Raw genomic sequence first — 26,284 nt, 5'->3', positions numbered from 1 at the left:
TTCCGGCATAGCTCAGTTGGTAGAGCACCTGACTGTTAATCAGGTTGTCGACGGTTCGAGCCCGCCTGCCGGAGTTATGTTTATAAAAGTGCTGACTTGTATAAGTTAGCACTTTTATAGTATTCAATTGCCGGCTTAGCTCAGTTGGTAGAGCATCGGTATCGTAAACCGAGGGTCACAGGTTCAAGTCCTGCAGCCGGCATAAATTATAAAAGCACTCATATTTTTAATATGAGTGCTTTTATTTTAATCTATTTATTATCAAATTGATAACAAATTAAAATGAGCGTATAATCATAATGTAATTGTATTAAAATGATTATTGTTTGGAGGAAATTTGTTTGGGTAAAGATTCTAAAAAAATGGATAGCTCATTCTTTGGTCAACCACAGGGTCTATCTACTTTATTTTTCACAGAAATGTGGGAAAGATTTAGTTATTATGGAATGAGAGCCATTCTCATTTACTATATGTATTATTCTATTAAAGATGGTGGACTAGGATTTAGTCAAGCCAACGCATTATCTATTATGTCAATATATGGTTCTTTAGTTTATTTATCTTCCGTTTTTGGTGGTTATTTAAGTGATAGAATTTTTGGAAGTAGAAAAACTGTTTTCTATGGAGGAATCTTGATAATGTTAGGGCATATAGCATTATCAATTCCAATGGGTGGAATTACACTGTTTATGTCGATAGTACTTATAACTTTTGGTACTGGTTTATTAAAGCCTAATGTTTCAGATATGGTGGGTGATTTATATTCTAAAACCGATCGACGAAGAGATTCTGGTTTCACTATCTTTGTGTTTGGAATTAACTTAGGATCTTTAGTTTCGCCTTGGTTAGTAGGAAGTCTAGGTTTACAAGTTAATTTTCATTTAGGATTTTCATTAGCTGCGGTTGGCATGTTTTTTGGCTTAGTTCAATATTATGTTGAAGGTAAAAAAACATTAAGTGCTGATAGTATGTATCCAAGTAATCCTTTAGAGCCTAGTGATTTAAAAAAATTGTTTATTAGATGCTTAATTGGACTATTTGGTTTTGGATTAGTATTAGGTTTAATGTTTGTGATGGGATCACTTAATATTGATAATTTTATAACCTTACTAAGTATAATTGCTATTTTAACACCTATAGTTTACTTCATTACCATGTTAACAAGTAGTAAGGTAAATAGTGTTGAAAAATCTAGAGTTTGGGCATACATACCATTATTTATAGCTGCAGTAGTTTTTTGGGCCATAGAAGAACAGGGTGCTGTTGTTCTTGCAATGTTTGCTGGAACACAAACAAAAAATGATATTTTCTTAAGCAAAGGTTTAATTATATCTATTTTGTTAGTTCTTGCAGTTATGATTTTAATTGGCTATGTTTATGGAAATAAACGAGTTCAGAATAAAAAAGTTTTTAATTTAAGTTTATCTATACCTTTTATAGTTTTAGTATTGAGTTCATTGTTTATTGGACTACAAAGCAAAAGCATTTTTCATATTAATATTTTGCCTTCTTGGTATCAATCCTTGAATCCTTTATTTATAATGATATACACACCAATTTTTGCGTTTATATGGAATAAGTTAAAAGATTCTCAACCTAGTTCACCTTCAAAATTTGTAATGGGTATGATCATATCAGGTCTATCTTACTTATTTATGGTAATACCAGTTTCATTGTTTGGAACTAGTAAAGTTAGTCCTTTTTGGTTAATAGGTAGTTGGGCAATCATTGAAATTGCTGAGATGTTAATTTCTCCAATTGGACTTTCTGTAACCACTAAATTGGCACCTAAAGCTTTCTCATCTCAAATGATGAGTATGTGGTTTTTAGCAGATGCAGCTGCTCAAGCTATTAACTCTCAAATCGTAAAATATTATACTGGTAATGAAGTTAAATATTTTGCGTTTGTTGGATTGTTTGCAATTGTATTTGGATTAATTTTAATTTTATTTGTTAAACCAGTTAAACGTTTAATGAAAGGTGTAAATTAATAAAAAAAATAATTTATAATTATAAAAAAATGTTGACAATCTATTAATTATATTATATTATATTATTTGTTGATTGGTTGTTAGTTAATTCAAGTAAATAAATTAATTAAAAAAACTTCTTGACAAAAAACAATTTGATATGTATAATATTTAATTGTTAATTCGTTATAATTATGAATTATTTCGGAGGGGTAGCGAAGTCTGGCTAAACGCGGCGGACTGTAAATCCGCTCCTTCGGGTTCGGTGGTTCGAATCCACTCCCCTCCATTATTATTGGGCTATGGCCAAGTGGTAAGGCAACAGGTTTTGATCCTGTCATGCGCTGGTTCGAACCCAGCTAGCCCAACTAAATAAAAGCTGATTAATTGTTTACAGTTAATCAGCTTTTTTATTAACAAAATTTATGGAGATGTTATTATGAATATAGGTTTTATTGGCGTTGGTAACATGGCTAAAGCAATTATAAAGGGTATGGTTGCTTCAAAATCTTTTGATAGTAAGAATATATTTGTTCACAGTAGAAATAAGCAAAAATATGAAAAATTTGCAAATGAATATAATTTAACATCAGTTGATAATAATGTTGAAGTTGTAGATAAAAGTGATTTTGTATTTCTAGCTGTCACTCCTAATGCTGTACAAGATATTTTATCGGAAGTTAGAGAACATCTTAGCAATGATAAAGTTTTGATTTCAATTGTTTCTGGATTAACAATTGATAGATTGGAAGAACTTACTAGTTATGATCAACCAATTTTAAGAACTTTGCCTAATATCAATTCTTCAATTTGTGAAGGCTTAACAGTTTACAAAAATAATAAAAACTTATCTGGCGATTTAAGAGATAAAAGTATTGAAATTTTGAATAGTTTTGGAAGTTCTTTAGAATTACCTGAAACTAATTTTGATATTGCAGGTATTTTGGGTGGTTGTACCCCAGCATATGCTTATTTATTTGTTGATTCTTTAAGCAGAGTAGGAGTAAAATATGGTTTAACTAAAGACCAAGCTACTAAAATAGCGGCTAAAGCTGTTTTAGGTTCTTCTAAAATGGTTATGGAATCAGATGAAACTCCATATAGTTTAATTGATGATGTTTGTTCACCTGGTGGAGACACTATTAAAGGACTTCTTTCCATGGAAGAACATGGTTTTCAAAAATCTATAACTAAGGGAATAGATTCTATAATTAAAGATGATTAATTTCAGTTAAGGAGCTTTTCAATGGGTGTGCCAATTTATATTAAAATACACAATTCAATCAGAAAAAAAGTTGAAAATGGTGAATGGAATGTTGGCAGTCGTCTTCCATCTGAAAGAAAGCTCGCTGTTAAGTTTGGAGTTAGTAGAATGACATTACGTCAAGCTATCCAAACATTAGTAGATGAAGGCATTTTAGAACAACGTGTGGGTTCAGGTACATTTGTATCTAATCAAAAAGTTCAAGAAAAGATGTCTGGCATTACTAGCTTTACTGATATAATGATTAGTCAAGGTAAAAATCCATCTAGTAAAACTATTTCATATCATACGCTTGAACCTTCTTTAAGCGAGATGGAAAAATTAAAAATAAATCAAGACGATAAAGTTCTTAGAATGGAAAGAATTCGTTATGGTGACGATATTCCAATATGTTTTGAAGTTGCAACGATTCCTAGTAAGTTTATTAGAGGATTAAGTAAAAAAGATGTTACTAGTTCTTTATATGGGGCTTTGGAACAAAAGAAGAGTTTAGTGCCTATTAAAGCTAAACAAACGGTGTCAGCTAAATTAGCGTCTGAACAGATTTCTGATTATTTAGATATTAAAAAGGGCGATCCCATTTTATTACTTAGACAGGTAACTTCTTTTCATAATAATCAACCATTTGAATATGTTAGAACTCAATATGTTAGTGAGCGATTTGAATTTTATCTAGAAAAATAAAAAAGATTGTAATTTATAAATTACAATCTTTTTTGTTTTTTAATTAATCTCAAAAATTTAGGGATAGCTATCATTCTACCAATACGGCTGGGTTGTTTAATTAATCTATATAGCCATTCTATATGGTGATTTATCCAAAACTGAGGTGCTCGCTTAACTTCTCCTGATAAAACATCAAAACTTCCACCTAGTCCAATCCATATACCATTATTAACTTCTCTATATTTATTAATAAAATATTCTTGCTTAGGAGATCCAAGTGCTATGAATACCATATCTGAATTTGATTTTTGAATTGACTTAGCTACTTTGAGTTCATCTTTAAAATAGCCATCTTGAATTCCAGCTATTTTTAAATTAGGATAAGTTTTTTTAATGACATCTTTCATTTTGCTCATTATTGCTGGTTTAGCGCCAACAAAGTAAGCTGACTTGTGATTTTTGTTGCCCCAATCAAGCATATGCAAAAAGATATCATATCCAGATATTCTTTCTTTCATGGGAAGATCTAACATTTTAGCACCTTTCACAATTCCGATACCATCTGGAACTACAAAATCAGCTTGCTTTACTATTTCTAAAAACGACTCATCTTGATAAGCATTAAGAGCTATTTCAGGATTAGCAGTTACTATAAAAGTGTTTTGTCTGTTACTAGCTTTAATTTCTATTTCTTTACAGAAATTATTAAAAGAATTATTGTAGAAATCGATTCCTAAAATCTTACTTGTATTACTCATTTTATTTCCTTTCAATATGATTATTTATTTAATTAATGATAAAATAAAAGACAATAAAAAGCGATACATTAGGAGGAATTAATTATCTTGAGTTCGTCTAACTGTGATAATTTAACAATGCATACTGATGCTTATGAAATTAATATGATGCAAACTTATTTTGAAAAGGGAATTCAAAATAGGCGTGCGGTTTTTGAAATGTTTTTTAGAAAAATGCCTTTTGAAAATGGTTACGCAATATTTGCCGGTTTAGAACGAGTTATTAATTATGTTCAAAATCTTAATTTTACAGATGAAGATATTGAATTTTTGCGTTCAACTGGTAACTATTCAGAAAAATTTTTGCAATATTTGCATGATTTTACTTTTAATGGAAATATTAAGTCGGCTTTAGAAGGAGAGTTAGTTTTTAATAACGAGCCTATTATGCAAATTGAAGGGACTGTTGCCGAATGTCAATTGATTGAGACAGCATTACTTAATATGGTTAATTATCAAACTCTAATTGCAACTAAGGCTTCTAGAATTAGAATGGCTGCTAATAATGACCCACTCTTGGAATTTGGTAGTCGTCGTGCCCAAGAAACATCAGCTGCTATTTGGGGAACTCGTGCAGCTTACATTGGTGGATTTGATTCAACTTCAAATGTATTAGCTGGTAAAAAGTTTGGCATTCCAATTAGTGGAACGCATGCGCATTCATTAGTAGAATTGTATGGGGATGACTATGATGCGTTTAAAGCTTATGCAGAAACACATAAGGAGTGTGTTTTTTTAGTTGATACTTACGACACTATTAAAAGTGGCGTACCGAGTGCCATTAAAGTTGCAAATGAGATGGGTGATAAAATCCATTTTGCAGGAGTTAGAATTGATTCTGGTGATATGGCATACTTATCTAAACGAGTTAGAGAAATGCTAGATAATGCAGGATATAAAGATGCTAAAATAATTGCTTCTAATGATTTAGATGAAAAAACAATTACTAGTTTGAAAATGCAGGACGCTAAAATTGACGTATGGGGCGTCGGAACTCAAGTCATTACAGCATTTGACCAACCAGCTTTAGGAGCTGTATATAAGATGGTTTCTGTGGAAAATAAAGACGGTCAAATGATTGATACCATCAAAATATCTAACAACGCTGAAAAAGTATCTACTCCTGGTAAAAAGCAAGTTTGGCGTATTACTGAAAGTGCAGATGGAAAATCTGAAGGCGATTATATTGCCTTAAGTGATGAAAATCCACAAAATCAAGATAGTATATACATGTTCCATCCACAATTTACTTATATCAACAAAACTATTACTGATTTTGAAGCTAAACCGTTATTGAAAGATATTTTTGAAAACGGAAAATTAGTATACCAACAGCCACAATTATCTGAAATTAAAAAGTATTCAGCTAATGCATTAGCTTCATTGTGGCCAGAGTACAAGCGTGAATTAAATCCACAAGATTATCCAGTCGATTTATCTCAAAAATGTTGGGATAACAAAATGGCTATCATTAAAAAAGTGCATAAATTTATTCAAAATTTGGATTATTAAAGAGATGATTAAAATGCGTAAATTACAAAAAGAAATTATTGAAACTCTAAAAGTTAAACCAGAAATAGATGCAAAAACTGAAATTCGCAATAGTATTGATTTTTTAAAAAGTTATCTTAAGAAAAATAGCTTTTTAAAATCTTTAGTGCTAGGCATTTCTGGGGGACAAGATTCAACTTTAGTTGGAAAATTATCACAAATGGCAATTCAAGAATTAAGGGATGAAACTGGCGATAATGATTATAAATTTATTGCTGTACGTTTACCTTATGGAACTCAAGCAGATGAATCAGATGCCATGGATGCCATTTCATTTATGCAAGCTGATAAAGTTTTAAGAGTTGACATTAAACCGATGGCTGATGCTGCTGTTAAAGCTTTAGAAGTAGCTGGTGAAAATATTTCTGATTTCAACAAAGGGAATATAAAAGCTCGTGAACGTATGATAGTTCAATATGCAGTAGCAGGTGAAGAAAAAGGGGCTGTTTTAGGTACTGATCATGCTGCTGAAGCTATTACAGGTTTTTATACCAAGTATGGTGATGGTGCAGCTGATATTACCCCAATTTGGCGTTTAGATAAACGTCAAGGCAAGGAAATGCTGGAAGTGTTAAATGCACCTAAACATCTTTATCAAAAGACTCCTACAGCTGATTTAGAAGATGATAGACCAGCTTTACCAGATGAAGTAGCTCTTGGTGTTACTTATGATGACATTGATAATTACCTAGAGGGTAGAGAAATAGCTAATGATTCAGCAGAGAAAATAGAAAATTGGTATATTAAAACTGAGCATAAACGTCATTTACCAATCAATATTTACGACGATTTTTGGAAATAATCGTTTGATGCAAGCAATTTTATTGCTTGCATTTTTCATTTTTATAGTCTTATTTTACGTAATTTATTTAAATAACTATGAAAGAAATGATTGCATGACTGATGAGCAGCTTAATGAACTTGTAAAAAAAATATCTATAAAGTATTTTGATAGAAAATTTTTACATAAAGCTTTTTTTAATTATCGACTTAAGACTACTGGAGGTAGATATAATTTAAAATCACATTGTATTGATATAAACCCAAAAATTTTAGAAAAGTATTCTTATGATATATTATTAGGGGTTATTAAACATGAACTATGCCATTACCACTTACACCTTTTAGGATATTCAGGACGTCATAATACCAAAAAGTTTATTGATTTATTGAACCAAGTAGAAGGTATCCGATATGTACCCATCTTAGAACGTCAAAAAAATTTAAAATATGTTTGTCAAAAATGTGGTTGTGTTTATATTAGACATAGAAAGATTAATTCTTTAAAATATGTATGTAGTAAATGCCACGGTAATATAAAATTATCATGACAAATGGAGATGAAAAAATTGGGCAAGATTATTGTTCGCATTCCAGCTACTTCGGCCAATTTAGGTCCAGGAGTTAATTCAATTGGAATTGCTTTGAAATTATATTATACCGTTATTGTTGAAGAACCCACTAGTGAGTGGCGAGTTAATCATGCTTTAGGTGAAAATATTCCACATGATGAAAATAATTTGATTGTAAAAACTATTTTAAAAGTAAATCATAATATAAAACCACATCAATTAACTGTTATGTCAGATATACCAGTAATGCATGGTTTAGGATCAAGTACAACAGCGATTGTTGCCGGAATAAAAATTGCTAATGCTTTAGGTAAAATGAACTTATCATTAGATGAGCAAATAAACATAGGCTCTCGTATGGAAAAACATTCTAATAATATTGCTTCAGCTATTTTAGGTGATTTAACTATTTCTACTTTTGATGGCAATTTAGCCACAACGGTAAAAACTACAATTCCTAAAAATATTAAAGCCTTGATTTCCATTAAAAATAGTGACGTTTATGAACAATTATCCCATAACGATGACAAAATTAGCTATAGAGATGCTGTAAATGCCAGCAGCTTTTCAAATGTTTTCGTAGCTGCAATTATGTCAAATGAATGGAGTAAGGCTACATCTATGATGGAATTGGATCACTTTTACAAATACATTTCATCAGATGATGGAAATAGCCTAAACTTAATTAGAAAGATTGCACATCGGGTAGGAGTACACAGTACTTACCTTAGTGGCTTTGGCTCTACAGTCGTTACTTTAGGTACAGAATCTGAACTTAATCAAATTAGAGATGCTTTAAGTGATCAAGATTTTCAAGGTAGTTTAAGAATTATAGATGTTGCTAGCGATGGTGCTCAGGTGAGAGGCGAATAAATTAATAATTATATTATTGCCAATACAAATTAAATTTGTTATTATATAATTACAGTACGTAATGCGGCTATGGCGGAATTGGCAGACGCGCAAGATTAAGGATCTTGTCGGGAATTATCTCGGTGGAAGTTCGAATCTTCTTGGCCGCATAAAAAAGACTTCTAAAACTAATGTTTTAGAAGTCTTTTTTATTTTAACTATAATCAATAAAAAACAGCCTAAGTAGCTGATATAACTACTTAGGCTGTTTTTTTAATATGCATTTTGACTGCTATAAGCATTAGAAGAGCTATATCCATTAGAATTGGTTGAAGAAGAACCATTATTACTACCATTTCCATTATCATCGGTTTGATTTTGAGCTTCTGATAATGAACTGAATGTGTTTAGTCCTAAACTACCTCTAATGTTATTGGTTATTTTTAGTAATTCATCATCTGAAGGAACTTCATAATCAATTCCATCAAAAACAGCATTTTGTCCTTGTAGCGTTTCTGATTTGATATGATGTGTAGCGTTTCCATAACGTTCTCTAATAGCTAACATGTCATTGAATTTCATATCAGTTTTTAGATTTCCAGAAATAGAATTCAATATTTCTTTATATCTTGGTAATGAAGAAATATTCATACCCTTCATAACTAGTTTTTGAAGAACTTCTCTTTGACGCGCTTGGCGTCCATAATCTCCCAAAGGATCATCGTGGCGCATACGAGAATAATCTAAAGCTTGTTTTCCATTTAATAATACTTTTTGTCCTTTAACCACATTTGCAGCTCCATAATGGAAAGTTAACTTAGGATTAACCTCGACACCACCAACAGCATTAACCATTTTTTCTAAACCACCCATGTTTACAATTGCATAGAAATCAATAGGGACGTTTAATAAGTTTTGTACAGTTTGTACAGCTGATGATGGCCCTCCAATTGTATAAGCAGCATTGATTTTTTCATATGGTTGAGAATCACCAGGAACAGTTACTTTAGTATCTCTAGGAATACTAGTTAAATGAATAGTTTCTTTTTTAGGATTTACAGTCGCTAAAATTAAAGTATCAGTTCTACCAGTATCATGTCTTCCTAAAGCTCCAGTATCAGTTCCTAGCAATAAGATTGATAGAGGCTTGTTTTGAGATATAACATTTGAAACATTTCTAAGTTTATTTGTATCTCCAGCTTCATAGGCTTTGTTAAAAGTTTTTTCAGCTTTTTGATAAGCACCATAACCTTTGAACAATCCAAATACAATTGCAGCTAGTACAATAAAAAATATAATCCATAATGCTTTATGGTTACGTTTCTTATAGTGTGTGGAATTACTTCGCTTAGTTATATTATTCTTATCATTATTTTGATTTTGCATATACATTCCTCGTTCTTATTTATATATTGTATGTACTTTAATACAATAATAACAGTAAAGTACGTTATGTTATAATTCAAATGCTACTAACTTTATTATTATATATCAATAAAAAATAATATTATTTATTCTTTTTTTAATTATAACAAATATTTAGTAGCTTTCAGATACACTATATTATCATTTTTTTATTATTTTTGCACAATTTTATTTGGAAAAGGAGATTTTTTATTTTGCGAAAAACTTTTTTATACATAATAATTTCAACCTTTATGTTTAGTTCTATGGAAATAGCACTTAAAAGTGCAGGTGGTGCTTTCAATCCCATTCAGTTAAATTTAATTCGTTTTTTTATAGGTGGATTAGTCTTAATTCCATTTACCCTTAGTGATCATGCTAAAATTGGCTTTAAGATAAAGAATATACTAATTTTTATGTTAACTGGATTTTTATGTGTTGTTGTAAGTATGACGCTTTTTCAATTTGCAGTCGTGTATGATAAGGCATCTACCGTAGCGGTGTTGTTTAGCTGCAATCCTATTTTTGCTATTTTATTTGCACTTTTAATTCTAAGAGAAAAGATTACTAGAGTTAGTTTTATATCACTTGTTGTATCGGTTATTGGTTTGCTAGTAATTGTTAATCCGGTTAATTTAACTAATCCGTTAGGACTTTCATTGGCAATTGGTTCAGCGATAACGTTTGGACTTTATAGTATTGTTACTAGATGGGGTTCTTTCGTGACAGGATATAGTGGCTTAAAAATGACTTGTTATACTTTTCTAATAGGTTCAATTGAACTACTTATACTAATTTCATTGTCACATGTTCCATTTATATCCAATAAAATGGCTTCAATTAATTGGTTGAAAGATTTTGCTAGTATGCCCATAATACAAAATGTTAATTTGAATTATTTTTGGATTCTATTTTTTGTTAGTGTATGTGTCACAGGTGGGGGATTTGCTTTTTATTTCTTAGCTATGGACCTGTCTGGAGTTTCAATGGCATCATTAGTATTTTTCATTAAACCAGGATTGGCCCCCATTTTAGCTATGATATTGATTGGTGAGCATATTACTTTAAATACAATCATTGGAATAATTATAATTCTAATTGGTTCTGTAATTACTTTTGTTGGTAATCAAATTGAAACTAAAAATTCTGGAATGAAGGCATAAAAACAATTAAAGAAGATGATAAGTTGGTTAAGCTAGTTATTATGCGTCATGGACAAAGTTTGGCTAATAAAAATAATATATTTACTGGTTGGAATGATGTTCCTTTAACTAATGCTGGAGAAGAACAAGCTCACTTAGCTGGGCAGAAATTATTTTCTGAAAATTTACATTTTTCAGATGTGCACACATCGCTTTTACTAAGAGCAATTAAGACAGCTAATATTGTTTTGGAAGAAATTAATCAATTATATATTGATGAGCACAAGTCATGGCGTTTAAATGAAAGACATTATGGAGCCTTACGTGGTAAAAATAAACAATTAATAAAAGAAAAATACGGTATTGAAAAGTTTAATACTTGGCGACGAGGTTTTTATGGTTTACCACCACTATTGAATCCTTCAGATGCTATTTTTAATTATTGTAACTGTGGGATATTAGAACCGTTAGGCGAAAGCTTATCAATGGCCTATAAAAGGTTAATTCCATATTGGGTTAATTATATAGCTCCTAATCTAATCAATAATAAGAATCAGTTAGTAGTAGCTCATGGATCTACTTTACGAGTTTTAATTAAATTTTTAGAAAAAATTTCTGATGATGAACTTAATGCAGTTGAAGTACCTAATGCTCAACCTATAATTTATACATTGAATAGTCGAATGGAGATAATAGATAAAAAAATAATATAGCAAAGTAAAAAAGCGTGGATATTAATCCACGCTTTTTACTGCTTGATAAACTACAGATACAATTATAAATTATTTTTCGTTAAATGCCAAAGTTCCCATTGGATCCCAAGGGTCTAAAACGACTGGCTTTTCGCTTTGTGCCTTTTGTAGAGCATCTGATAAATATTTTTTATTGATAACAACTTGGTATGCAAATTTCTTAAACCATGAATGACTCATTACAAAATATCCTTTAGTACCAACTTTGTTACCCCAACTGTTTTCAACTTTCCATTTAGTTGGTTGACCATCAACAATGTCCACACCAGTTAATACCATAGCGTGGTCCATAACACTTTGACCATAGTCAAGTTGTTCAGCTTTAGTTAATGATAAATCTACGTCAAATAGTTCATCTTCCACAAATAAGTTATCATCTAAGATACCGTTTTTGCGATCTGATTTTTGGACAACATCGCTACCAAACCAAACACTTTCACCGTTTTCAAGTTGTTTAACTGCTAATTTAGTAAATTCATCAATGTCTAAGTTTAAATGTTTTACTTGTCTGCCATCGACAACATTTCCTAACATTTCGACAGTGTATGTCTTGTTGTATGGTTTGTCATCGGTAGGTGAGTTGATAATTGAAACATAGTCATCTAAATTAACATTAACGTATTTATCAAAGAATGATTTTGGAGTTAAATTTTTGTCAATGTGATAGTTTTTATCTTTATCACGATATTCAAAATTAAATTCCTTAACTGGTTCACCTAGAGAATAAACTAGCATACGGTAGATTTCATTAAGCATTTCATCTTTTTTAGCTGAAATTGCTGATTCATTTTCATTATCTGCAACCATTTTTCTCAAAATAGAAGCATCTTTTCTTAATTTTAAGTTTAAAACAGCGTTTAATGAGCTTGAGTCACTGCTGTTGGCAGTTTCTGGCATAGCAGCTTTAGGTGCTACTCCATACTTATTGACAATGGCACACAACATATCCCATTGACCACCATCTTGTTGAGGTGTTTCCATTAACCAAGCAACTTTTCTAGAAGTAAGAGGTTGATCAGCAGTTTTTAAAACATTTTCTAAAAACCAATTTGATTTTTCAAATTTATCCCAGAAGAAAGTATAACTTTGTGATAATTCAAAGTCGCCTTTAATGTTAAACACATCAGCCAAGTGGTGTCTCATTGTGTTTAAAGCGGCGAAAATCCAACAACGGCCACTACGTTTTTGGTTAGCAACTTCACCAGTATCTAATTCTACTGAAAATACGGGATCCATTTTTCCTTGAGCTTTTAAGTCGGTTGCTGCATTTGAAATTCCATCATTACTAATGGATCTTTGCATTACCTTAGCTTCTTTTCTTTCGTTAAGATTATTTTGATATTTTTGTACATCATCTAAACTAATACTTTTTCCCATGAAAATTCCTCCCTTATTATTTTAATATTGTACATCATATTTCTAATATTACCAACCAAAAAAGCACCTTAGTATAGATATACTAGGTGCTTTTTTATTAGAAAAAAATTAAAATTATCTTGCTTTGAAAGTTTTTGGACCTTCACTAGTACCAGCAATTACAACATCAACAATGTCTAAAAATAGACCGTGTTCTACAATCCCAGTCATATTGTTCAATACTTTTTCTAGTTGATGGGGATGTTCAATATATCCTAAATTTAAATCAATAATGTAGTTATCAGCATGTGTTAAAACGTGCTGGCCCTTTGCGTTAGTTCTAAACTTAGGATTAAATCCCATTGAATCTAATCTTTTTAGTAAATGTGTACTTCCGTAAGGAGTAACTTCTAAGGGAAGTGGAAAAGAGCCTAAATTTTTAGCCATTTTGGTGTCATCAACGATCCATAAATTTTTATCAGAATTAATTGCAACAATTTTTTCTCGTAAATGAGCAATTCCGCCACCCTTAATTCCTTGGAAATTTTCGTCGATTTGGTCTGCTCCATCGATAGTTAAATCAATATGGTCAACATCATCAATACTTCTAACTTCAATTCCTAAGTCGCGAGCTCTTTTAGCTGAACGGTTAGAAGTGGGAACACCAATTATTCTTAAATTTTCATTTACAACTCTTGCACCCAGTGCATCTAAAAGATATTTAACAGTGGAACCAGTGCCTAAACCAACGGTCATTCCATCTTGTATATATTTAACAGCCTCTTGACCAGCTATTTTTTTCATTGATTCTTTATCCATAGCATAAATTTCTCCTCTATATATTTTAAATACTCTGAGTGTGTTATAAATTAAATGTTAGACATAGTATAAATAAATTCGTTAATTTAGTATAATCCTTAATAATTAAAACATATATTTAAACCCATTACTATAATTTTCTATGCTTAATAAGTGTTTGTCAAATAAAAAAACGTATTTATGTAGCATGATATTTGTTTTAAAATAGCATATGATATTATTAAAATTTATTTTAGGATGTGGATTATGAAACGTGGATTTGAAATAGTTTCAAAGTATAAAGATAAAAACATTAATTTACCTCGCAGAGCAACTCAACAATCTGCTGGTTATGATTTTGAGAGTGCAAGTGATTTCGTCTTGCCTTCAATTTGGAAGTTAGGATTTTTAAAAGTTTTATGGGCTTTAAAACATGAAAAATCAATTTCTAATGATAATATGGAAAAAGCTCACCAAATTATAAAACCTTTGCTGGTGCCTACAGGTATAAAGGCATATATGCAATCTGATGAAGTATTGATTATTGCTAATCGTTCTAGTGGACCACTTAAGAGAAATATGATTTTACCTAATGGAATTGGAGTTATTGATGCTGATTATTATAATAACGAAAAAAATGAAGGTGAAATTTATATTCAGTTAATGAATTTTGGCTTAACTGATCGAAAAATAAAAAAAGGTGAACGTATAGGACAAGGTATATTTATGCCATTTTTAACTGTAGACAATGAAGATGCTATCACAACAAAACGTAATGGTGGTTTTGGATCTTCAGGAAAATAATAAGGGGGAATTTAATTGGCAAAATTAAAGACCCAATTTGTTTGTCAAGATTGTGGATATATTTCACCAAAATATTTAGGGCGTTGTCCTAATTGTTCAAAGTGGAATACATTTGTAGAAGAAAAAGTACAAAGTACTAGTAGTAAAACACGCGTTAGTAGTTTTAACTCAGCTAGCAATAGTAATCATACCAAGCCAGAACTAATTGGTGAAATAAAAGCACAAGATGAACCTAGAATAGAAACTGAATCTGAAGAATTTAACCGCGTATTGGGTGGTGGTGTCGTTCCGAGTTCACTAGTTTTAATTGGTGGTGACCCGGGGATTGGTAAATCAACACTGCTATTACAAATTTCAGGACAATTAAGTCAAAGAAAACAAAAGGTATTATATGTTTCAGGCGAAGAAAGTGCTAATCAAATTAAAATGCGAGCTGATCGCCTAATAGTGGACAACTCACAGGTTTATATTTATCCAGAAACTGATATGCAGTTGATTCGTTCAGCTATTAACGATATTAATCCGGATATTGTAGTTGTTGATTCAATTCAAACCATTCAAGAACCAGAAGTAGATTCAAATGTCGGTTCCATTGGACAAGTAAGGGCGATTACAGCGGAATTAATGAATATAGCTAAAAGTAATGGAATTACAGTATTTGTAGTTGGCCATGTTACTAAAGGTGGAGCTATTGCTGGTCCAAAAACTTTAGAACATATGGTTGATACAGTTTTATATTTTGAAGGTGATATGCATCATTCATATCGTATTTTACGTGCCGTAAAAAATCGTTTTGGTTCTACTGATGAGCTAGGAATATTTGAAATGCGTGGTGAAGGGTTAAAAGAAGTATCTAATCCTTCGGAAGTGTTTTTAGAAGAACGTTTAAAAAATGCTACCGGTTCAGCAATTGTGGTCTCTATGGAGGGAACTCGACCGATTTTAGTTGAAATTCAAGCGCTAATCACACAGTCAGTATTTGGTAATGCGCAAAGAACTGCAACTGGACTGGATCGTAACCGGGTTGCTCTATTAATGGCAGTTTTAGAAAAAAGAGCAGGTTTAATGTTGCAAAATCAAGACGCTTATTTAAAAGCTGCAGGTGGTGTAAAATTGAATGAGCCAGCAATTGATTTAGCAATTGCGGTAAGTATAGCTTCTAGTTATAAAAACATAGGCACTAATGCAACTGATTGCTATATTGGTGAGATTGGTTTGACCGGTGAAATTAGAAGAGTTAGTCGAATCGAATCTAGGGTAGCTGAAGCAAAAAAATTAGGCTTTAAAAGAGTATTGTTGCCTAAAAATAATTTAAATGGATGGAATTATCCTAAAGATATTGAAATTGTAGGAGTTTCTACATTATCTGAAGCTCTAAAAATTGCAATAGGATAGAAAGGAGTTCAAATGGGAATGAAATCTTTAAATCGAACCAGAATTATTCAATCTATTTTAACCATAATTGGTGGAGCCATTGGAATTGTTTATCTACCTGACCTTTGGTTTGTAGTCAATTTTTACAACGTAAAATTTTTAAATAATATTTTTACTGACTTTATCTTAGGATGTTTAATTTTTCTAGGACTATCATTTTTATTAACAAATCAGATTAAAAATATGTTAGACCGAACAGAAAAATATCTTTCAAGAAAAAGTCCATTATATTTATTAATGGGTGTAATTGGAATGATATTGGGATTAGTTTTAGCAATTTTAGTTTCTATCGTTTTATTTAGATCCCAGACATTCTTAATTAACACTATTATTCCAATTGTTTTAATGCTTTTCTTAGGATATTTTGGATTTATTTTGGGAACTACTAGAATTAATGATTGGGGTAAACTTTTTCATTTTAGTATTAAACGTAATAATTCTAGTAGTAGCTCAAATGTTAAAAATAATAACTATAAAATATTGGATACTAATATTTTAATTGATGGGCGTATTTATGATTTAGTAAAAACTGGTTTTTTGGAAGGAACATTAGTAGTTCCAAACTTCGTTTTATATGAATTGCAATATATTGCTGATTCTAGTGATAGTGTTAAACGTGTTAGAGGACGTAGAGGACTCGACATCTTAAATAAATTGCAAAGTGAAAAAATTATGCCGATTGAAATGTATGATAAAGATTACAAACAAATATCTGAAGTAGACAGTAAACTAATTCAACTGGCTAAGGACATTAATGGGGTAATCGTTACTAATGATTACAACCTAAATAAGGTTATTTCATTTCAAAAAGTTAATGTTTTGAACATTAACGTATTATCTAATGCTCTAAAACAAAAAGTTTTACCTGGTGAATCTATGCAAGTTACTGTAGTTAAAAAGGGAACTGAAAGAAGACAAGGAGTGGCCTACTTAGATGACGGAACTATGGTGGTTGTCGAAGAAGGTCGTGATCATATGAATCAATTATTAAATGTTACAGTTACTAGTGCCCTACAAACTGATGCTGGTAAAATGATATTTGCTAAAATTGATAAATAATAGTTTGTGAGCACTTTATTTTTACTTTTTTTCATTGTAAACTTATATTGATATTAAAGATTAAATTTTATTATAAAGAGGAGAATACGCATTGGCTAAGAACTCTATTCGTGTTAGATATGCACCAAGTCCTACAGGACATTTACATATCGGTAACGCAAGAACTGCTATTTTTAATTACTTATTTGCAAGACATAATAAGGGAAAGTTCATAATTCGTATAGAAGATACCGATACTAAACGAAATGTAGCTGATGGTGAAAAAAGTCAACTAGATAATCTAAAATGGTTAGGTTTAGATTGGGATGAAGGTCCAGATAAGCCTGGTGAATATGGACCATATAGACAATCTGAAAGAAAATCTATTTACACTCCATTAATTCAAAAGTTATTAGATGAAGATAAAGCTTACTACTCATACCGTACAGAAGAAGAATTAACTGCTGATCGTGAAGAACAACGTGCACGCGGCGTTATGCCTCATTATGAATATGAATATGCTGGTATGACTGATGAAGAAATTAAACAATCAATGGCTGAATCGGAAGCTAAAGGTTTAAAACCAGTTATTCGTTTTAGAGTACCTAAAAATACTGAATATGCATGGGATGATATTGTAAAAGGACATGTTTCCTTTAACTCAGATACCATCGGTGGTGACTTTGTCATTGTTAAACGTGATGGAATGCCTACTTATAATTTTGCGGTTATTGTTGATGACCACGAAATGAAAATATCACATGTTTTCCGTGGTGATGACCATGTTGCTAATACACCTAAACAATTAATGATGTATGAAGCATTTGGTTGGGAAGCTCCTAAATTTGGTCATATGAGTTTAATCACTAGTGCTGATACTGGTAAAAAATTGAGTAAACGTGATGAATCAATTATTCAATTTATTGAACAATATAGAGACTTAGGATACTTACCAGATGCAATGTTTAACTTTATTACATTACTAGGTTGGTCTCCAAAGGGTGAAGATGAAATCTTCTCTAAACAACAATTTATCAAGATGTATGATGAAAACCGTTTGAGTAAGTCACCTGCTAATTTTGATAATAAAAAATTAGAATGGATCAATAATCAATATGTTAAATCTAGTGATGAAGATGTAGTTATGGATTTAGCATTACGTCAATTGATTGCTAAGGGTAACTTACCTAAACAACCTGATGCTAAAACAATTGAATGGGCACGTAAGTTAATTAATGTTTATAAACAACAAATGAGCTACATGGCTCAAATTAATGAAATGGCCAGTGTTTTCTTTAATGAACCAGAACAAATAGATGGTGAATCCTTAGAAGAAATTAATAATGATACTGCTCCAGTAGTTCTAAAAGAATTTGCTGAACGTATTAGTAAAATTGACATTTTTGATAAGGTAGAAATCCTAAGCACTATTAAATCTATTCAAAAAGATACCGGTATTAAAGGTCGTAAATTATGGATGCCAATTAGAATTGCGGTAACTCATGAAATGCATGGACCAGAACTACCAGAATCAATTGAATTAATTGGTAGAGAAAAAGCTTTAGAACATATTGATCAAACTTTAAAGCAAATTAATAAATAATAATTTATAAATATGGTAATTGGACTGGTTAATTATGGCCAGTCCTTTTATTATTGCTTAAAATAAATATTCAAATTATGATAAAATAAAGTGAATTGTAACATTAACAGAATTAGAGGTGCCCAATTTGCTACGTATATATAATACATTAACTAGAAAAAAAGAAACTTTTGAACCAATTCATCAAAGAATTGTTAATATGTATGTTTGTGGGCCCACAGTCTACAACTATATTCATATTGGTAATGCCAGAAGTGTTGTCGCATTTGATACTATTAGAAAATATTTGGAATATTGTGGATATCAAGTAAACTATGTTTCTAATTTTACCGATGTAGACGATAAAATTATAAAAGCTGCTAATGAACAAGGTACTGATGTTAAGACTTTAACTGATAAATACATTGATGCTTATAATGAAGATGTTAAAGCCTTGAATGTGGAACCAGCTACTAAAAACCCTAAAGCTACTGATAACATTGAAGATATTATTAAATTTATTCAAGTGCTTATTAAAGATGGCTTTGCATATGAAAATAGTGGAAATGTTTACTATCGCGCTAGAAAATTTAAATCTTATGGATTATTAGCTCATGAAAGTATTGATGATTTAGAATCTGGAGCTAGTGAACATGTTAATGATGCCGAGCTTGCTTTAAAAGAAGATCCTATTGATTTCGTTTTATGGAAACCCGCCAAACCAGGTGAAATTTCTTGGTCATCTCCTTGGGGTAAAGGTCGTCCTGGATGGCATATTGAATGCTCGGTAATGGCTACTAAATATTTAGGCAGTACGATTGATATCCATGGTGGTGGTGAAGATTTGGAATTTCCACATCATGAAAATGAACGTGCGCAAAGTGAAGCTAAAACTGGTGAACCTTTTGTTAAGTATTGGATGCATAATGGATTTGTAACTGTTGGTGATGAAAACGAAAAAATGAGTAAATCCCTTGGCAATTTCGTAACCGTACATGAACTGGTTAAGAAAGTAGATCCACAAGTAATTAGGTTCTTAATGTCAACCACTCAGTACCGTCGACCTATTCAATATAATCAAAAAAATTTAGAAGTAGCATCTAATAATTTGAAAAAAATTCAAACTGCATATAATAATTTATCATATCGTTTGAATAATGCTGATGAGTTTAATGATCCTAAAATAGATCAAGAGATAAGACAAATCCAAGCAGACTTTCAAGATGCTATGGATGATGATTTTAATGTTCAAAATGGAATTGCTAAAGTTTATGAACTGGCAAAGTTGGGTAACGTTTATTCAGAAAGAGAATATGTATTCAAAGATACTATAAATTTAATTTTGAAAAAGTTATCTAATATGGCTAGTATTTTTGGGGTTAAATTACAATTAGAAACTTTAAATGACGCGAAAATTGAAAGTCTGATTGAAGAACGTAATAATGCACGTAAAGAACGTAATTTTGCACGTAGTGACGAGATTAGAGAAGACTTGAAATCAAAGGGAATAATTCTTGAAGATACAGCTCAAGGAACTCGCTTCAGAAGGGAATAATCAATGATAAAAGAACAAGAAGTTGACTATAATCAACTAAATGCAATTGCTTTAGCTTATTTAGGCGATTCTATATATGAAGTATATGTTAGAAAACATTTGTTAGGGATTGGTTTAACTAAACCTAATCATTTACAAAAAACGGCCCGTAAATATGTTTCGGCAAAAGCACAAGCTGCACTAATTGATTTGATGTTAAATGACGATAAATTATCTGCAGATGAAATATCAGTCTTTAAACGCGGTCGTAACGCTAAAAGTTATACACATGCTAAGAATACTAGTGTAATTACTTATCGTATATCTACTGGTTTTGAGGCTTTAATGGGTTATTTATCATTAAGCCATCAACAAGAACGTTTAGATGAATTATGTGATTGGTGTATTGAACAAATAGATGCAGGGAGAACTAAATATGAAAAATAGTGATCAAAGTGATTTTATAATTGGTCGTCATCCGGTAGTATCAGCATTACGTGGAAAGCAAGAAATAAATAAAGTTTTCTTGCAAAATGGTATAAAAAAAGATGAAAAATCTATTTCAGAAATAATTAAATTAGCCAAGCAAAAAAGGTTAGTTATTTCAGTAGTACCTAAACAAAAGCTAGACTTGTTATCTGATAATCAAAATCATCAAGGAGTAGTATTATCAGTTTCTCCATACAACTATGCTAGTTTAGAAGATATCTTTGAGAACGCTAAAAAGAGAGAAGAAGCGCCTTTCTTCTTGATTTTAGATAACATTGAAGATCCTCATAATTTAGGTTCCATTATTAGAACTGCTGATGCTAGTGGAGTTAATGGGGTAATAATTCCTAAACATCGAGCTGTAGGAATTACTTCAACAGTAGCTAAGACATCTGCCGGAGCAATTGAAAGAGTACCTGTAGTGAGAGTTACTAATTTAATTAACACGGTAAAATATTTAAAAGAAAATGGTGTCTGGATTTTTGGTACTGATATGAACGGAACTGATTATCGTAGATGGGATGGTAAAGGAGCATCAGCCATCGTTATTGGAAATGAAGGAAAAGGCATATCACCCTTGCTTAAAAAGAATGTTGATCAAATGTTAACCATTCCAATGGTAGGAGAGCTTCAAAGTTTAAACGCAAGTGTTGCAGCTAGCCTATTAATGTACCAAGGTTATAGTTCTAGACACCCACTATAGTTAGGTGGTGTGTATCTTTGAAAAAACAATTATTAGTTATTGATGGATATAATGTAATTGGAAACTGGCCCAATTTAAACCAAATGAAACTAGAAAATCGTTTAGCTGATGCACGTGATGAACTGTTAAAAGAAATTTCCGAATACAAAAAGTATCGGGAGTTAAATGTAATTGTTATTTTTGACGCTATGTATGTACCAGGTTTGTCTAAAAAAGATAAACATTATAATTTAGATATTATTTGGACTAGCAAAAATGAAACTGCTGATTCTTATATAGAGGCATTTGTTAGAAAAAAGCAATCTCGTTTTTTACAAGTTATCGTGGTAACCTCTGATCAAGCTGAACAGTGGACTGTGTTTTCTGCTGGTGCTTTAAGATTACCAGCAAGAGAATTATTGCGTGATATAAAACGAGCTAAAACCGAAATAAAACATGAGGTTAAAAGTTATAAAAATCAGATTAAAGCGATAAGAAATACAATTACACCTGACCAAATGATGATTTTAGAAAAGTTAAGAGATGACTTATCAAAGTAATTTATAAATATATTTATACAAATAAATTGGTATATATAAATTGTTGACATCTAGAACGTATGTTCGCTTGAATGAGTATGCTTATTCATTTAATTTATAGCCTTATAACAATTTATGAGGTGAATGATGTACTATAAAAGCGATTCCTACTTACAAGATTTAGAACTAATAAGAAAAATTAACTCTCGTGATGAATGTGCAGTAAGAGAACTATTTGTTAAATATAAACCGTTAGTAAATAAACTTTGGAAAACTTATTATTTACATAACATTGATATTGATGATTGGTTTCAGGAAGCAACATTAGTAATGTTAAATTCTGTGCAAAAATATGATTGTGAAAAAATGATTAACTTTGGCGTGTTTTTCAAAATGGGGCTTAAAAATAAATGCTTTGATATGATACGTAAAAGTAATGCTCAAAAAAGAGTCCCAATTTCGATGCAAACATCTTTTAATAGTGATGAACAATTTTTGTCAGATACGATTGCTGATAGTTTAGCGGTGTGTCCGGAAGAACGATTAATCTTGCAAGAAAAATTTATTAGATTAATTTCAGTTTGTTCAGAATTTGAAAAAAACATTTTAATTGCATTATTTAATCGAAAAAGATTTTCTGAAATTGCTTTAGAACAGCATTGTGATGAATCTAAAGTTAATAACGCTTTTGAAAGATGCCGAGTAAAATTTAATAAATTGACGTTTTGAGTATTTTAATGGTAATATTTTGATGATTAGGTGGGTAATTTTATGGCTCAACAAAAAATAGTTTTGGCATGTTCTAAATGTGGTTCTAGAAACTACAATACGTCTGCTAAAACAGATAGAGAAAAACGTTTTGCTATAAAAAAGTTTTGTAAAAAGTGTGGAGAATCTACTTTACATTTGGAAACAAAATGATTTTAAAGGAGAAATGAAATGAAATTATTTGGATTTTTTAGAAATGTTAAATCTGAAATGAAAAAAGTTGTTTGGCCAAATGCTAAACAAACTAAAACTGATACATCTACTGTTATAGGTATGTCAATTATGTTTGCAATCTTTTTTGCAGTTGTTGACTTCTTAGTTCAATACGCATTGCACTTAGTTTAATATTGATAAATATAATAAATTAATATAATATGTAGTTACAGACATAGGAACTTCGTTAATTACGAAGTTTTTTTATTTTGGATTTTAAAGGGGAGTAAATGACATAATGGTAGAATCAAATGAAAAACAATGGTATGTAATTCATACTTATTCAGGATATGAAAATAAAGTTAAAATGAACCTAGAATCTAGAAAAGAATCTATGGGTATGCAAGATTACATTTTTAGCGTTGTAGTTCCTGAAACTGAAGAACATGAAGTTAAAAATGGTAAAGATAAAGTTAAAATGGATAAAACTTTTCCTGGATATGTATTAGTTGAAATGGTAATGACTGATCAAGCATGGTACATTGTTAGAAATACACCTGGAGTTACTGGTTTTATTGGTTCACATGGTCAAGGGAGTAAACCAACTCCATTATTACCAGATGAAGTAGAACTTATTTTAAGTCGTTTAGGTGTTGCTAAAAAACGTCAAAAATTAGATGCTGAAGTAGGTGACTCTGTTACAGTTACTGAAGGTGCATTTGCTGGTTTAGTTGGTAAAATTACCGAAAAGAATGATGAAAAAGGTAAGCTAAAAGTAATTGTTGATATGTTTGGTAGAGAAACAAGTGCAGAACTAGATTTTGATCAAGTTCAAACAATTCAATAAAATGGTTGTGCATTTTAATATAAAATGATATATTATATTAGTATGTTTGTGCATACTAAGTGGGAGGAGAAATATTAATCTCCAATTTTTACCACACACAGACTTAAGGAGGTATATCTCGTGGCTAAAAAAGTAGCTAACGTAGTTAAATTACAAATCCCTGCGGCTAAAGCAACACCCGCTCCTCCAGTTGGACCTGCATTGGGTCAAGCTGGTATTAACATTATGGGATTTACAAAAGAATTTAATGCTCGTACTGCAGATCAAGCAGGAATGCTTATCCCAGTTGTAATTACCGTATACGAAGATCGTTCATTTGATTTCATTACTAAGACACCACCTGCTTCAATTCTATTGAAGAAGGCTGCCGGTGTAGAACATGGTTCCGGTGAACCTAACACTAAGAAGGTTGCTAGTGTAACTAAAGACCAAGTTAAGGAAATTGCCGAAACTAAAATGAAAGATCTAAACGCAGCTGATGTTGAAGCCGCAATGCGTATGATCGAAGGTACTGCACGTAGTATGGGATTCACTGTTGAAGGTTAATCTTATATTTTTCTAAAGTAGTACCATAATGTACGTTTCTCGTACATTATGTGGGAGGTTTATCCGTTACAACCACAATTGCAAGGAGGAAAAAACACAGATGGCTCAAAAAAGAGGTAAAAAATACCAAGATGCTCTTAAACAAGTAGACCGTACAAAGGAATACTCTGTTGAAGAAGCAGTTGAACTAGTAAAAAAAATTGATTACGCTAAGTTTGATTCAACTGTAGAAGTTGTTTTTAACTTAAACGTTGATACTAAACAAGCTGACCAACAATTACGTGGTGCCGTTGTTTTACCAAATGGTACAGGTAAAGACCAAAAGGTAATTGTTTTTGCTAAAGGTGACAAAGCCAAAGAAGCAGAAGCAGCCGGTGCGGATGTTGTTGGTGAAGCAGATTTAGCTCAAAAAATCCAAGATGGATGGTTAGACTTTGACGTTGCTGTTGCAACTCCAGACATGATGGCTCAAGTTGGACGTTTAGGACGTGTACTTGGACCAAAAGGTTTAATGCCTAACCCTAAGACTGGAACAGTAACTATGGATGTAGCTAAAGCTGTTTCAGATTCAAAATCAGGTAAGGTTACTTACCGTACTGACCGTGATGGTAACGTTGCAGTTATCATTGGTAAATCATCATTTGATGCTGACAAATTAGTTGGTAACTTCAAAGCAATTGAAGAATTGATTGTTAAGAATCGTCCAGCTTCAGTACGTGGTACTTACATTTCTAACTTATCAATCTCTACAACATTTGGCCCTGGGGTTAAAGTTGCTTTAGATTCATTTTAGAGATAATTGATTAAACTTGGAATTTAATTAATATAAAAATCCCTAATTGACCATATTAAAATTATATGGTAAATTAATACTGCTAATTAAATATGCGATTTAGTCTACCTAAGACTCAGGTGAGTTTACTCTTAATATCCTGACGAGGAGAATTTTTAAAGTTCTCTCTATGTTTTGGTAGGCATAGGGATTTTTTATTAAATCCCAAAAAATTTGGGAGGTGAAACTAATGCCAAAAAAAGATGTAATTGATGCTAAAGCAAAAAAAGTTGATGTAGTTACTAAACAATTCGAAGAAGCTGTTTCAGCTATTGTTGTTAACTACCGTGGTTTAAGTGTTGCCGAAGTAACTGATTTACGTAAACAATTGCGTGATGCAGGTGTTCAATTCAGTGTTATTAAAAACAACATTGTAAAACGTGCTGCTGATGCAACTGGTTACGAAGGTCTTGACGAAGTATTCAGTGGTCCTACTGCTGTTGCTTTCTCAAACGAAGACCCTGTTGCTCCTGCAAAGATCTTAAAGAAATTTGCTGATAATACTGATGCCGTTGAAATCAAGGGTGGTATTATCGAAGACAAGATTGCTACATTGGATGAAATTAATACATTCGCTACATTACCTAGTCGTGAAGAATTACTTTCAACTCTTGCAAACATCTTACAAGACCCTGTCCGCAAGTTTGCTCTTGCTGTTAAGGCTGTTTCAGAAAAAGATAACGATGGCGATGCTGCCTAAATAAAAAATTATTCCAAATTGGAGGAAATTAAAATGGCTTTTGATAAAGATAACATTATTGAACAAATTAAAGACGCTTCAATTACTGACTTAAACGACTTAGTTAAGGCAATTGAAGAAGAATTCGACGTTTCAGCTGCAGCTGCTGCTCCAGTTGCTGGTGGTGCTGATGCAGGTGCTGCTAAAGATTCATTCACTGTTGAATTAACAGCTTCAGGTGACCAAAAGGTTAAAGCAATCAAGGTTGTTCGTGAAATCACTGGTTTAGGATTAAAAGATTCTAAAGACCTTGTTGACAAAGCACCTTCAGTTATCAAAGAAGACGTTAAAGAAGACGAAGCTAACGACATCAAAGAAAAACTTGAAGCAGTTGGCGCAACTGTTACAGTTAAATAATTGTAACTTTAAAAAAGGTATGTGGCTATTTAGCTA

29 protein-coding genes, 5 tRNA genes and 1 other annotated feature are annotated in these 26,284 nt (G+C 31.5%); of the genes, 30 read left to right on the top strand and 4 right to left on the bottom strand.

The genetic code is table 11. The features are described 5' to 3' along the window. Position 1 precedes the first annotated feature (1 nt). From K5Q11_RS04095 to K5Q11_RS04065, 7 genes are all read left to right on the top strand, one after another. Positions 2-74 (top strand) — tRNA-Asn (locus K5Q11_RS04095). 55 nt (positions 75-129) lie between these two features. Then, positions 130-202 (top strand) — tRNA-Thr (locus K5Q11_RS04090). Between the two features lie 160 nt (positions 203-362). Further along, on the top strand, positions 363-1,991 hold the full coding sequence (locus K5Q11_RS07490; RefSeq protein WP_251067908.1) for a peptide MFS transporter: 1,629 nt from the start codon (positions 363-365) through the stop codon (positions 1,989-1,991). A gap of 185 nt (positions 1,992-2,176) precedes the next feature. Then, positions 2,177-2,259: transfer RNA gene (locus K5Q11_RS04080), tRNA-Tyr, on the top strand. A gap of 7 nt (positions 2,260-2,266) precedes the next feature. Further along, positions 2,267-2,338 (top strand) — tRNA-Gln (locus tag K5Q11_RS04075). 71 nt (positions 2,339-2,409) lie between these two features. Continuing rightward, positions 2,410-3,195 carry a pyrroline-5-carboxylate reductase gene (proC, locus tag K5Q11_RS04070; protein WP_220751322.1) on the top strand — a complete coding sequence of 262 codons (786 nt, stop codon included), beginning with the start codon at positions 2,410-2,412 and terminating at the stop codon, positions 3,193-3,195. Between the two features lie 21 nt (positions 3,196-3,216). After that, complete coding sequence (locus tag K5Q11_RS04065) at positions 3,217-3,918, top strand: GntR family transcriptional regulator (RefSeq protein WP_220727970.1); 702 nt, start codon at positions 3,217-3,219, stop codon at positions 3,916-3,918. Positions 3,919-3,938: 20 nt separating this feature from the next. Here K5Q11_RS04065 and K5Q11_RS04060 read toward each other — a convergent pair whose 3' ends face one another. Further along, positions 3,939-4,658, bottom strand: a complete 720-nt coding sequence (locus K5Q11_RS04060) for a WecB/TagA/CpsF family glycosyltransferase (RefSeq protein WP_220751321.1) — start codon at positions 4,656-4,658, stop codon at positions 3,939-3,941. 87 nt (positions 4,659-4,745) lie between these two features. Between K5Q11_RS04060 and K5Q11_RS04055 the strand changes: the two genes are divergently transcribed. The 5 genes from K5Q11_RS04055 to K5Q11_RS04035 all read left to right on the top strand — a co-directional run bounded on the left by K5Q11_RS04055 (position 4,746) and on the right by K5Q11_RS04035 (position 8,622). Next, complete coding sequence (locus K5Q11_RS04055; protein ID WP_285289891.1) at positions 4,746-6,209, top strand: nicotinate phosphoribosyltransferase; 1,464 nt, start codon at positions 4,746-4,748, stop codon at positions 6,207-6,209. Positions 6,210-6,222: 13 nt separating this feature from the next. Next, entirely contained in the window at positions 6,223-7,050 is an 828-nt protein-coding gene (gene nadE, locus K5Q11_RS04050) for an NAD(+) synthase (protein ID WP_220751320.1), read from the top strand. Between the two features lie 94 nt (positions 7,051-7,144). Then, a complete protein-coding gene (locus K5Q11_RS04045) occupies positions 7,145-7,579 on the top strand; it encodes a SprT family protein (protein WP_220751319.1) in 435 nt (144 codons plus the stop codon). Between the two features lie 9 nt (positions 7,580-7,588). Further along, complete coding sequence (locus K5Q11_RS04040) at positions 7,589-8,473, top strand: homoserine kinase (RefSeq protein ID WP_251067907.1); 885 nt, start codon at positions 7,589-7,591, stop codon at positions 8,471-8,473. A gap of 63 nt (positions 8,474-8,536) precedes the next feature. Next, positions 8,537-8,622, top strand: a tRNA-Leu gene (locus tag K5Q11_RS04035). 103 nt (positions 8,623-8,725) lie between these two features. Here K5Q11_RS04035 and K5Q11_RS04030 read toward each other — a convergent pair. After that, entirely contained in the window at positions 8,726-9,838 is a 1,113-nt protein-coding gene (locus K5Q11_RS04030) for an LCP family protein (RefSeq protein WP_251067906.1), read from the bottom strand. Between the two features lie 233 nt (positions 9,839-10,071). Between K5Q11_RS04030 and K5Q11_RS04025 the strand changes: the two genes are divergently transcribed. Next, a complete protein-coding gene (locus K5Q11_RS04025) occupies positions 10,072-11,019 on the top strand; it encodes a DMT family transporter (RefSeq protein WP_220751316.1) in 948 nt (315 codons plus the stop codon). A 23-nt stretch (positions 11,020-11,042) separates the two neighbouring features. Next, the gene (locus K5Q11_RS04020) at positions 11,043-11,711 is read left to right on the top strand and encodes a 2,3-bisphosphoglycerate-dependent phosphoglycerate mutase (protein WP_220751315.1); all 669 of its coding nucleotides are present in this window, start codon (positions 11,043-11,045) and stop codon (positions 11,709-11,711) included. Between the two features lie 69 nt (positions 11,712-11,780). On the opposite strand, the gene K5Q11_RS04015 is transcribed toward K5Q11_RS04020, so the two are convergent. Together K5Q11_RS04015 and rpiA are read right to left on the bottom strand one after the other, a co-directional pair. After that, positions 11,781-13,127, bottom strand: coding sequence for a C1 family peptidase (locus K5Q11_RS04015; RefSeq protein WP_220751314.1), 1,347 nt, complete (start codon positions 13,125-13,127; stop codon positions 11,781-11,783). A 114-nt stretch (positions 13,128-13,241) separates the two neighbouring features. Next, the gene (gene rpiA / locus K5Q11_RS04010; protein WP_220727962.1) at positions 13,242-13,925 is read right to left on the bottom strand and encodes a ribose-5-phosphate isomerase RpiA; all 684 of its coding nucleotides are present in this window, start codon (positions 13,923-13,925) and stop codon (positions 13,242-13,244) included. A 246-nt stretch (positions 13,926-14,171) separates the two neighbouring features. On the opposite strand from rpiA, the gene K5Q11_RS04005 reads away from it, so the two are divergent. The 16 genes from K5Q11_RS04005 (at position 14,172) to rplL (ending at position 26,248) form a co-directional block, all read left to right on the top strand. Next, positions 14,172-14,708 carry a dCTP deaminase/dUTPase family protein gene (locus K5Q11_RS04005; protein WP_220751313.1) on the top strand — a complete coding sequence of 179 codons (537 nt, stop codon included), beginning with the start codon at positions 14,172-14,174 and terminating at the stop codon, positions 14,706-14,708. A gap of 15 nt (positions 14,709-14,723) precedes the next feature. Then, positions 14,724-16,103, top strand: a complete 1,380-nt coding sequence (gene radA / locus K5Q11_RS04000) for a DNA repair protein RadA (RefSeq protein WP_220751312.1) — start codon at positions 14,724-14,726, stop codon at positions 16,101-16,103. An 18-nt stretch (positions 16,104-16,121) separates the two neighbouring features. Then, positions 16,122-17,201, top strand: a complete 1,080-nt coding sequence (locus K5Q11_RS03995; protein WP_220751324.1) for a PIN/TRAM domain-containing protein — start codon at positions 16,122-16,124, stop codon at positions 17,199-17,201. A gap of 91 nt (positions 17,202-17,292) precedes the next feature. Further along, positions 17,293-18,783 (top strand): glutamate--tRNA ligase, encoded by a 1,491-nt coding sequence (gene gltX / locus K5Q11_RS03990; protein ID WP_220727959.1) that lies wholly within the window; start codon positions 17,293-17,295, stop codon positions 18,781-18,783. A 127-nt stretch (positions 18,784-18,910) separates the two neighbouring features. Then, on the top strand, positions 18,911-20,317 hold the full coding sequence (gene cysS / locus K5Q11_RS03985; RefSeq protein WP_220751311.1) for a cysteine--tRNA ligase: 1,407 nt from the start codon (positions 18,911-18,913) through the stop codon (positions 20,315-20,317). Between the two features lie 3 nt (positions 20,318-20,320). Beyond that, positions 20,321-20,743: a Mini-ribonuclease 3 gene (locus tag K5Q11_RS03980; RefSeq protein ID WP_220727957.1), complete on the top strand. Its 423-nt coding sequence runs from the start codon at positions 20,321-20,323 to the stop codon at positions 20,741-20,743. After that, positions 20,733-21,488: a 23S rRNA (guanosine(2251)-2'-O)-methyltransferase RlmB gene (gene rlmB / locus K5Q11_RS03975; protein ID WP_220751310.1), complete on the top strand. Its 756-nt coding sequence runs from the start codon at positions 20,733-20,735 to the stop codon at positions 21,486-21,488. Before K5Q11_RS03980 ends, rlmB begins: the two co-directional genes overlap by 11 nt. Positions 21,489-21,505: 17 nt before the next feature. Then, positions 21,506-22,027 carry an NYN domain-containing protein gene (locus tag K5Q11_RS03970; RefSeq protein WP_220727955.1) on the top strand — a complete coding sequence of 174 codons (522 nt, stop codon included), beginning with the start codon at positions 21,506-21,508 and terminating at the stop codon, positions 22,025-22,027. A 123-nt stretch (positions 22,028-22,150) separates the two neighbouring features. After that, the gene (locus K5Q11_RS03965) at positions 22,151-22,735 is read left to right on the top strand and encodes a sigma-70 family RNA polymerase sigma factor (protein WP_220751309.1); all 585 of its coding nucleotides are present in this window, start codon (positions 22,151-22,153) and stop codon (positions 22,733-22,735) included. A gap of 42 nt (positions 22,736-22,777) precedes the next feature. After that, complete coding sequence (gene rpmG, locus K5Q11_RS03960; RefSeq protein ID WP_220751308.1) at positions 22,778-22,927, top strand: 50S ribosomal protein L33; 150 nt, start codon at positions 22,778-22,780, stop codon at positions 22,925-22,927. 18 nt (positions 22,928-22,945) lie between these two features. After that, entirely contained in the window at positions 22,946-23,119 is a 174-nt protein-coding gene (gene secE, locus K5Q11_RS03955; RefSeq protein WP_220727952.1) for a preprotein translocase subunit SecE, read from the top strand. A gap of 106 nt (positions 23,120-23,225) precedes the next feature. After that, positions 23,226-23,774, top strand: coding sequence for a transcription termination/antitermination protein NusG (gene nusG / locus K5Q11_RS03950; RefSeq protein ID WP_220727951.1), 549 nt, complete (start codon positions 23,226-23,228; stop codon positions 23,772-23,774). 120 nt (positions 23,775-23,894) lie between these two features. Beyond that, positions 23,895-24,320: a 50S ribosomal protein L11 gene (gene rplK / locus K5Q11_RS03945; RefSeq protein WP_054657955.1), complete on the top strand. Its 426-nt coding sequence runs from the start codon at positions 23,895-23,897 to the stop codon at positions 24,318-24,320. Positions 24,321-24,420: 100 nt separating this feature from the next. Then, the gene (rplA, locus tag K5Q11_RS03940) at positions 24,421-25,113 is read left to right on the top strand and encodes a 50S ribosomal protein L1 (protein WP_220751307.1); all 693 of its coding nucleotides are present in this window, start codon (positions 24,421-24,423) and stop codon (positions 25,111-25,113) included. An 89-nt stretch (positions 25,114-25,202) separates the two neighbouring features. Next, positions 25,203-25,318: a sequence feature (ribosomal protein L10 leader region), on the top strand. A 24-nt stretch (positions 25,319-25,342) separates the two neighbouring features. Beyond that, positions 25,343-25,852, top strand: a complete 510-nt coding sequence (gene rplJ, locus K5Q11_RS03935) for a 50S ribosomal protein L10 (protein ID WP_220727949.1) — start codon at positions 25,343-25,345, stop codon at positions 25,850-25,852. A 33-nt stretch (positions 25,853-25,885) separates the two neighbouring features. Next, positions 25,886-26,248 carry a 50S ribosomal protein L7/L12 gene (gene rplL / locus K5Q11_RS03930; RefSeq protein WP_054657949.1) on the top strand — a complete coding sequence of 121 codons (363 nt, stop codon included), beginning with the start codon at positions 25,886-25,888 and terminating at the stop codon, positions 26,246-26,248. The last annotated feature ends 36 nt before the right edge of the window (positions 26,249-26,284 follow it).

It is taken from the genome of Apilactobacillus xinyiensis, from assembly GCF_019656235.1.
Lineage (GTDB): Bacteria > Bacillota > Bacilli > Lactobacillales > Lactobacillaceae > Apilactobacillus > Apilactobacillus xinyiensis.
The sequence above is the reverse complement of the archived record's forward strand: the minus strand, read 5'-3'. Positions and strand labels throughout refer to the sequence as shown.

Coding starts and splice junctions, on each gene's coding strand:
- K5Q11_RS03995 (WP_220751324.1), top strand. CDS start 16,122: ATGAAATCTTTAAATCGAACCAGAATTATTCAATCTATTTTAACCATA.
- K5Q11_RS04060 (WP_220751321.1), bottom strand. CDS start 4,658: ATGAGTAATACAAGTAAGATTTTAGGAATCGATTTCTACAATAATTCT.
- rpmG (WP_220751308.1), top strand. CDS start 22,778: ATGGCTCAACAAAAAATAGTTTTGGCATGTTCTAAATGTGGTTCTAGA.
- K5Q11_RS03965 (WP_220751309.1), top strand. CDS start 22,151: ATGATGTACTATAAAAGCGATTCCTACTTACAAGATTTAGAACTAATA.
- K5Q11_RS07490 (WP_251067908.1), top strand. CDS start 363: ATGGATAGCTCATTCTTTGGTCAACCACAGGGTCTATCTACTTTATTT.
- rplL (WP_054657949.1), top strand. CDS start 25,886: ATGGCTTTTGATAAAGATAACATTATTGAACAAATTAAAGACGCTTCA.
- K5Q11_RS04030 (WP_251067906.1), bottom strand. CDS start 9,838: ATGCAAAATCAAAATAATGATAAGAATAATATAACTAAGCGAAGTAAT.
- K5Q11_RS04040 (WP_251067907.1), top strand. CDS start 7,589: ATGAAAAAATTGGGCAAGATTATTGTTCGCATTCCAGCTACTTCGGCC.
- proC (WP_220751322.1), top strand. CDS start 2,410: ATGAATATAGGTTTTATTGGCGTTGGTAACATGGCTAAAGCAATTATA.
- K5Q11_RS04045 (WP_220751319.1), top strand. CDS start 7,145: ATGACTGATGAGCAGCTTAATGAACTTGTAAAAAAAATATCTATAAAG.
- K5Q11_RS04015 (WP_220751314.1), bottom strand. CDS start 13,127: ATGGGAAAAAGTATTAGTTTAGATGATGTACAAAAATATCAAAATAAT.
- K5Q11_RS04005 (WP_220751313.1), top strand. CDS start 14,172: ATGAAACGTGGATTTGAAATAGTTTCAAAGTATAAAGATAAAAACATT.
- nadE (WP_220751320.1), top strand. CDS start 6,223: ATGCGTAAATTACAAAAAGAAATTATTGAAACTCTAAAAGTTAAACCA.
- rlmB (WP_220751310.1), top strand. CDS start 20,733: ATGAAAAATAGTGATCAAAGTGATTTTATAATTGGTCGTCATCCGGTA.
- rpiA (WP_220727962.1), bottom strand. CDS start 13,925: ATGGATAAAGAATCAATGAAAAAAATAGCTGGTCAAGAGGCTGTTAAA.
- K5Q11_RS04065 (WP_220727970.1), top strand. CDS start 3,217: ATGGGTGTGCCAATTTATATTAAAATACACAATTCAATCAGAAAAAAA.
- K5Q11_RS03980 (WP_220727957.1), top strand. CDS start 20,321: ATGATAAAAGAACAAGAAGTTGACTATAATCAACTAAATGCAATTGCT.
- secE (WP_220727952.1), top strand. CDS start 22,946: ATGAAATTATTTGGATTTTTTAGAAATGTTAAATCTGAAATGAAAAAA.
- rplA (WP_220751307.1), top strand. CDS start 24,421: ATGGCTCAAAAAAGAGGTAAAAAATACCAAGATGCTCTTAAACAAGTA.
- rplJ (WP_220727949.1), top strand. CDS start 25,343: ATGCCAAAAAAAGATGTAATTGATGCTAAAGCAAAAAAAGTTGATGTA.
- nusG (WP_220727951.1), top strand. CDS start 23,226: ATGGTAGAATCAAATGAAAAACAATGGTATGTAATTCATACTTATTCA.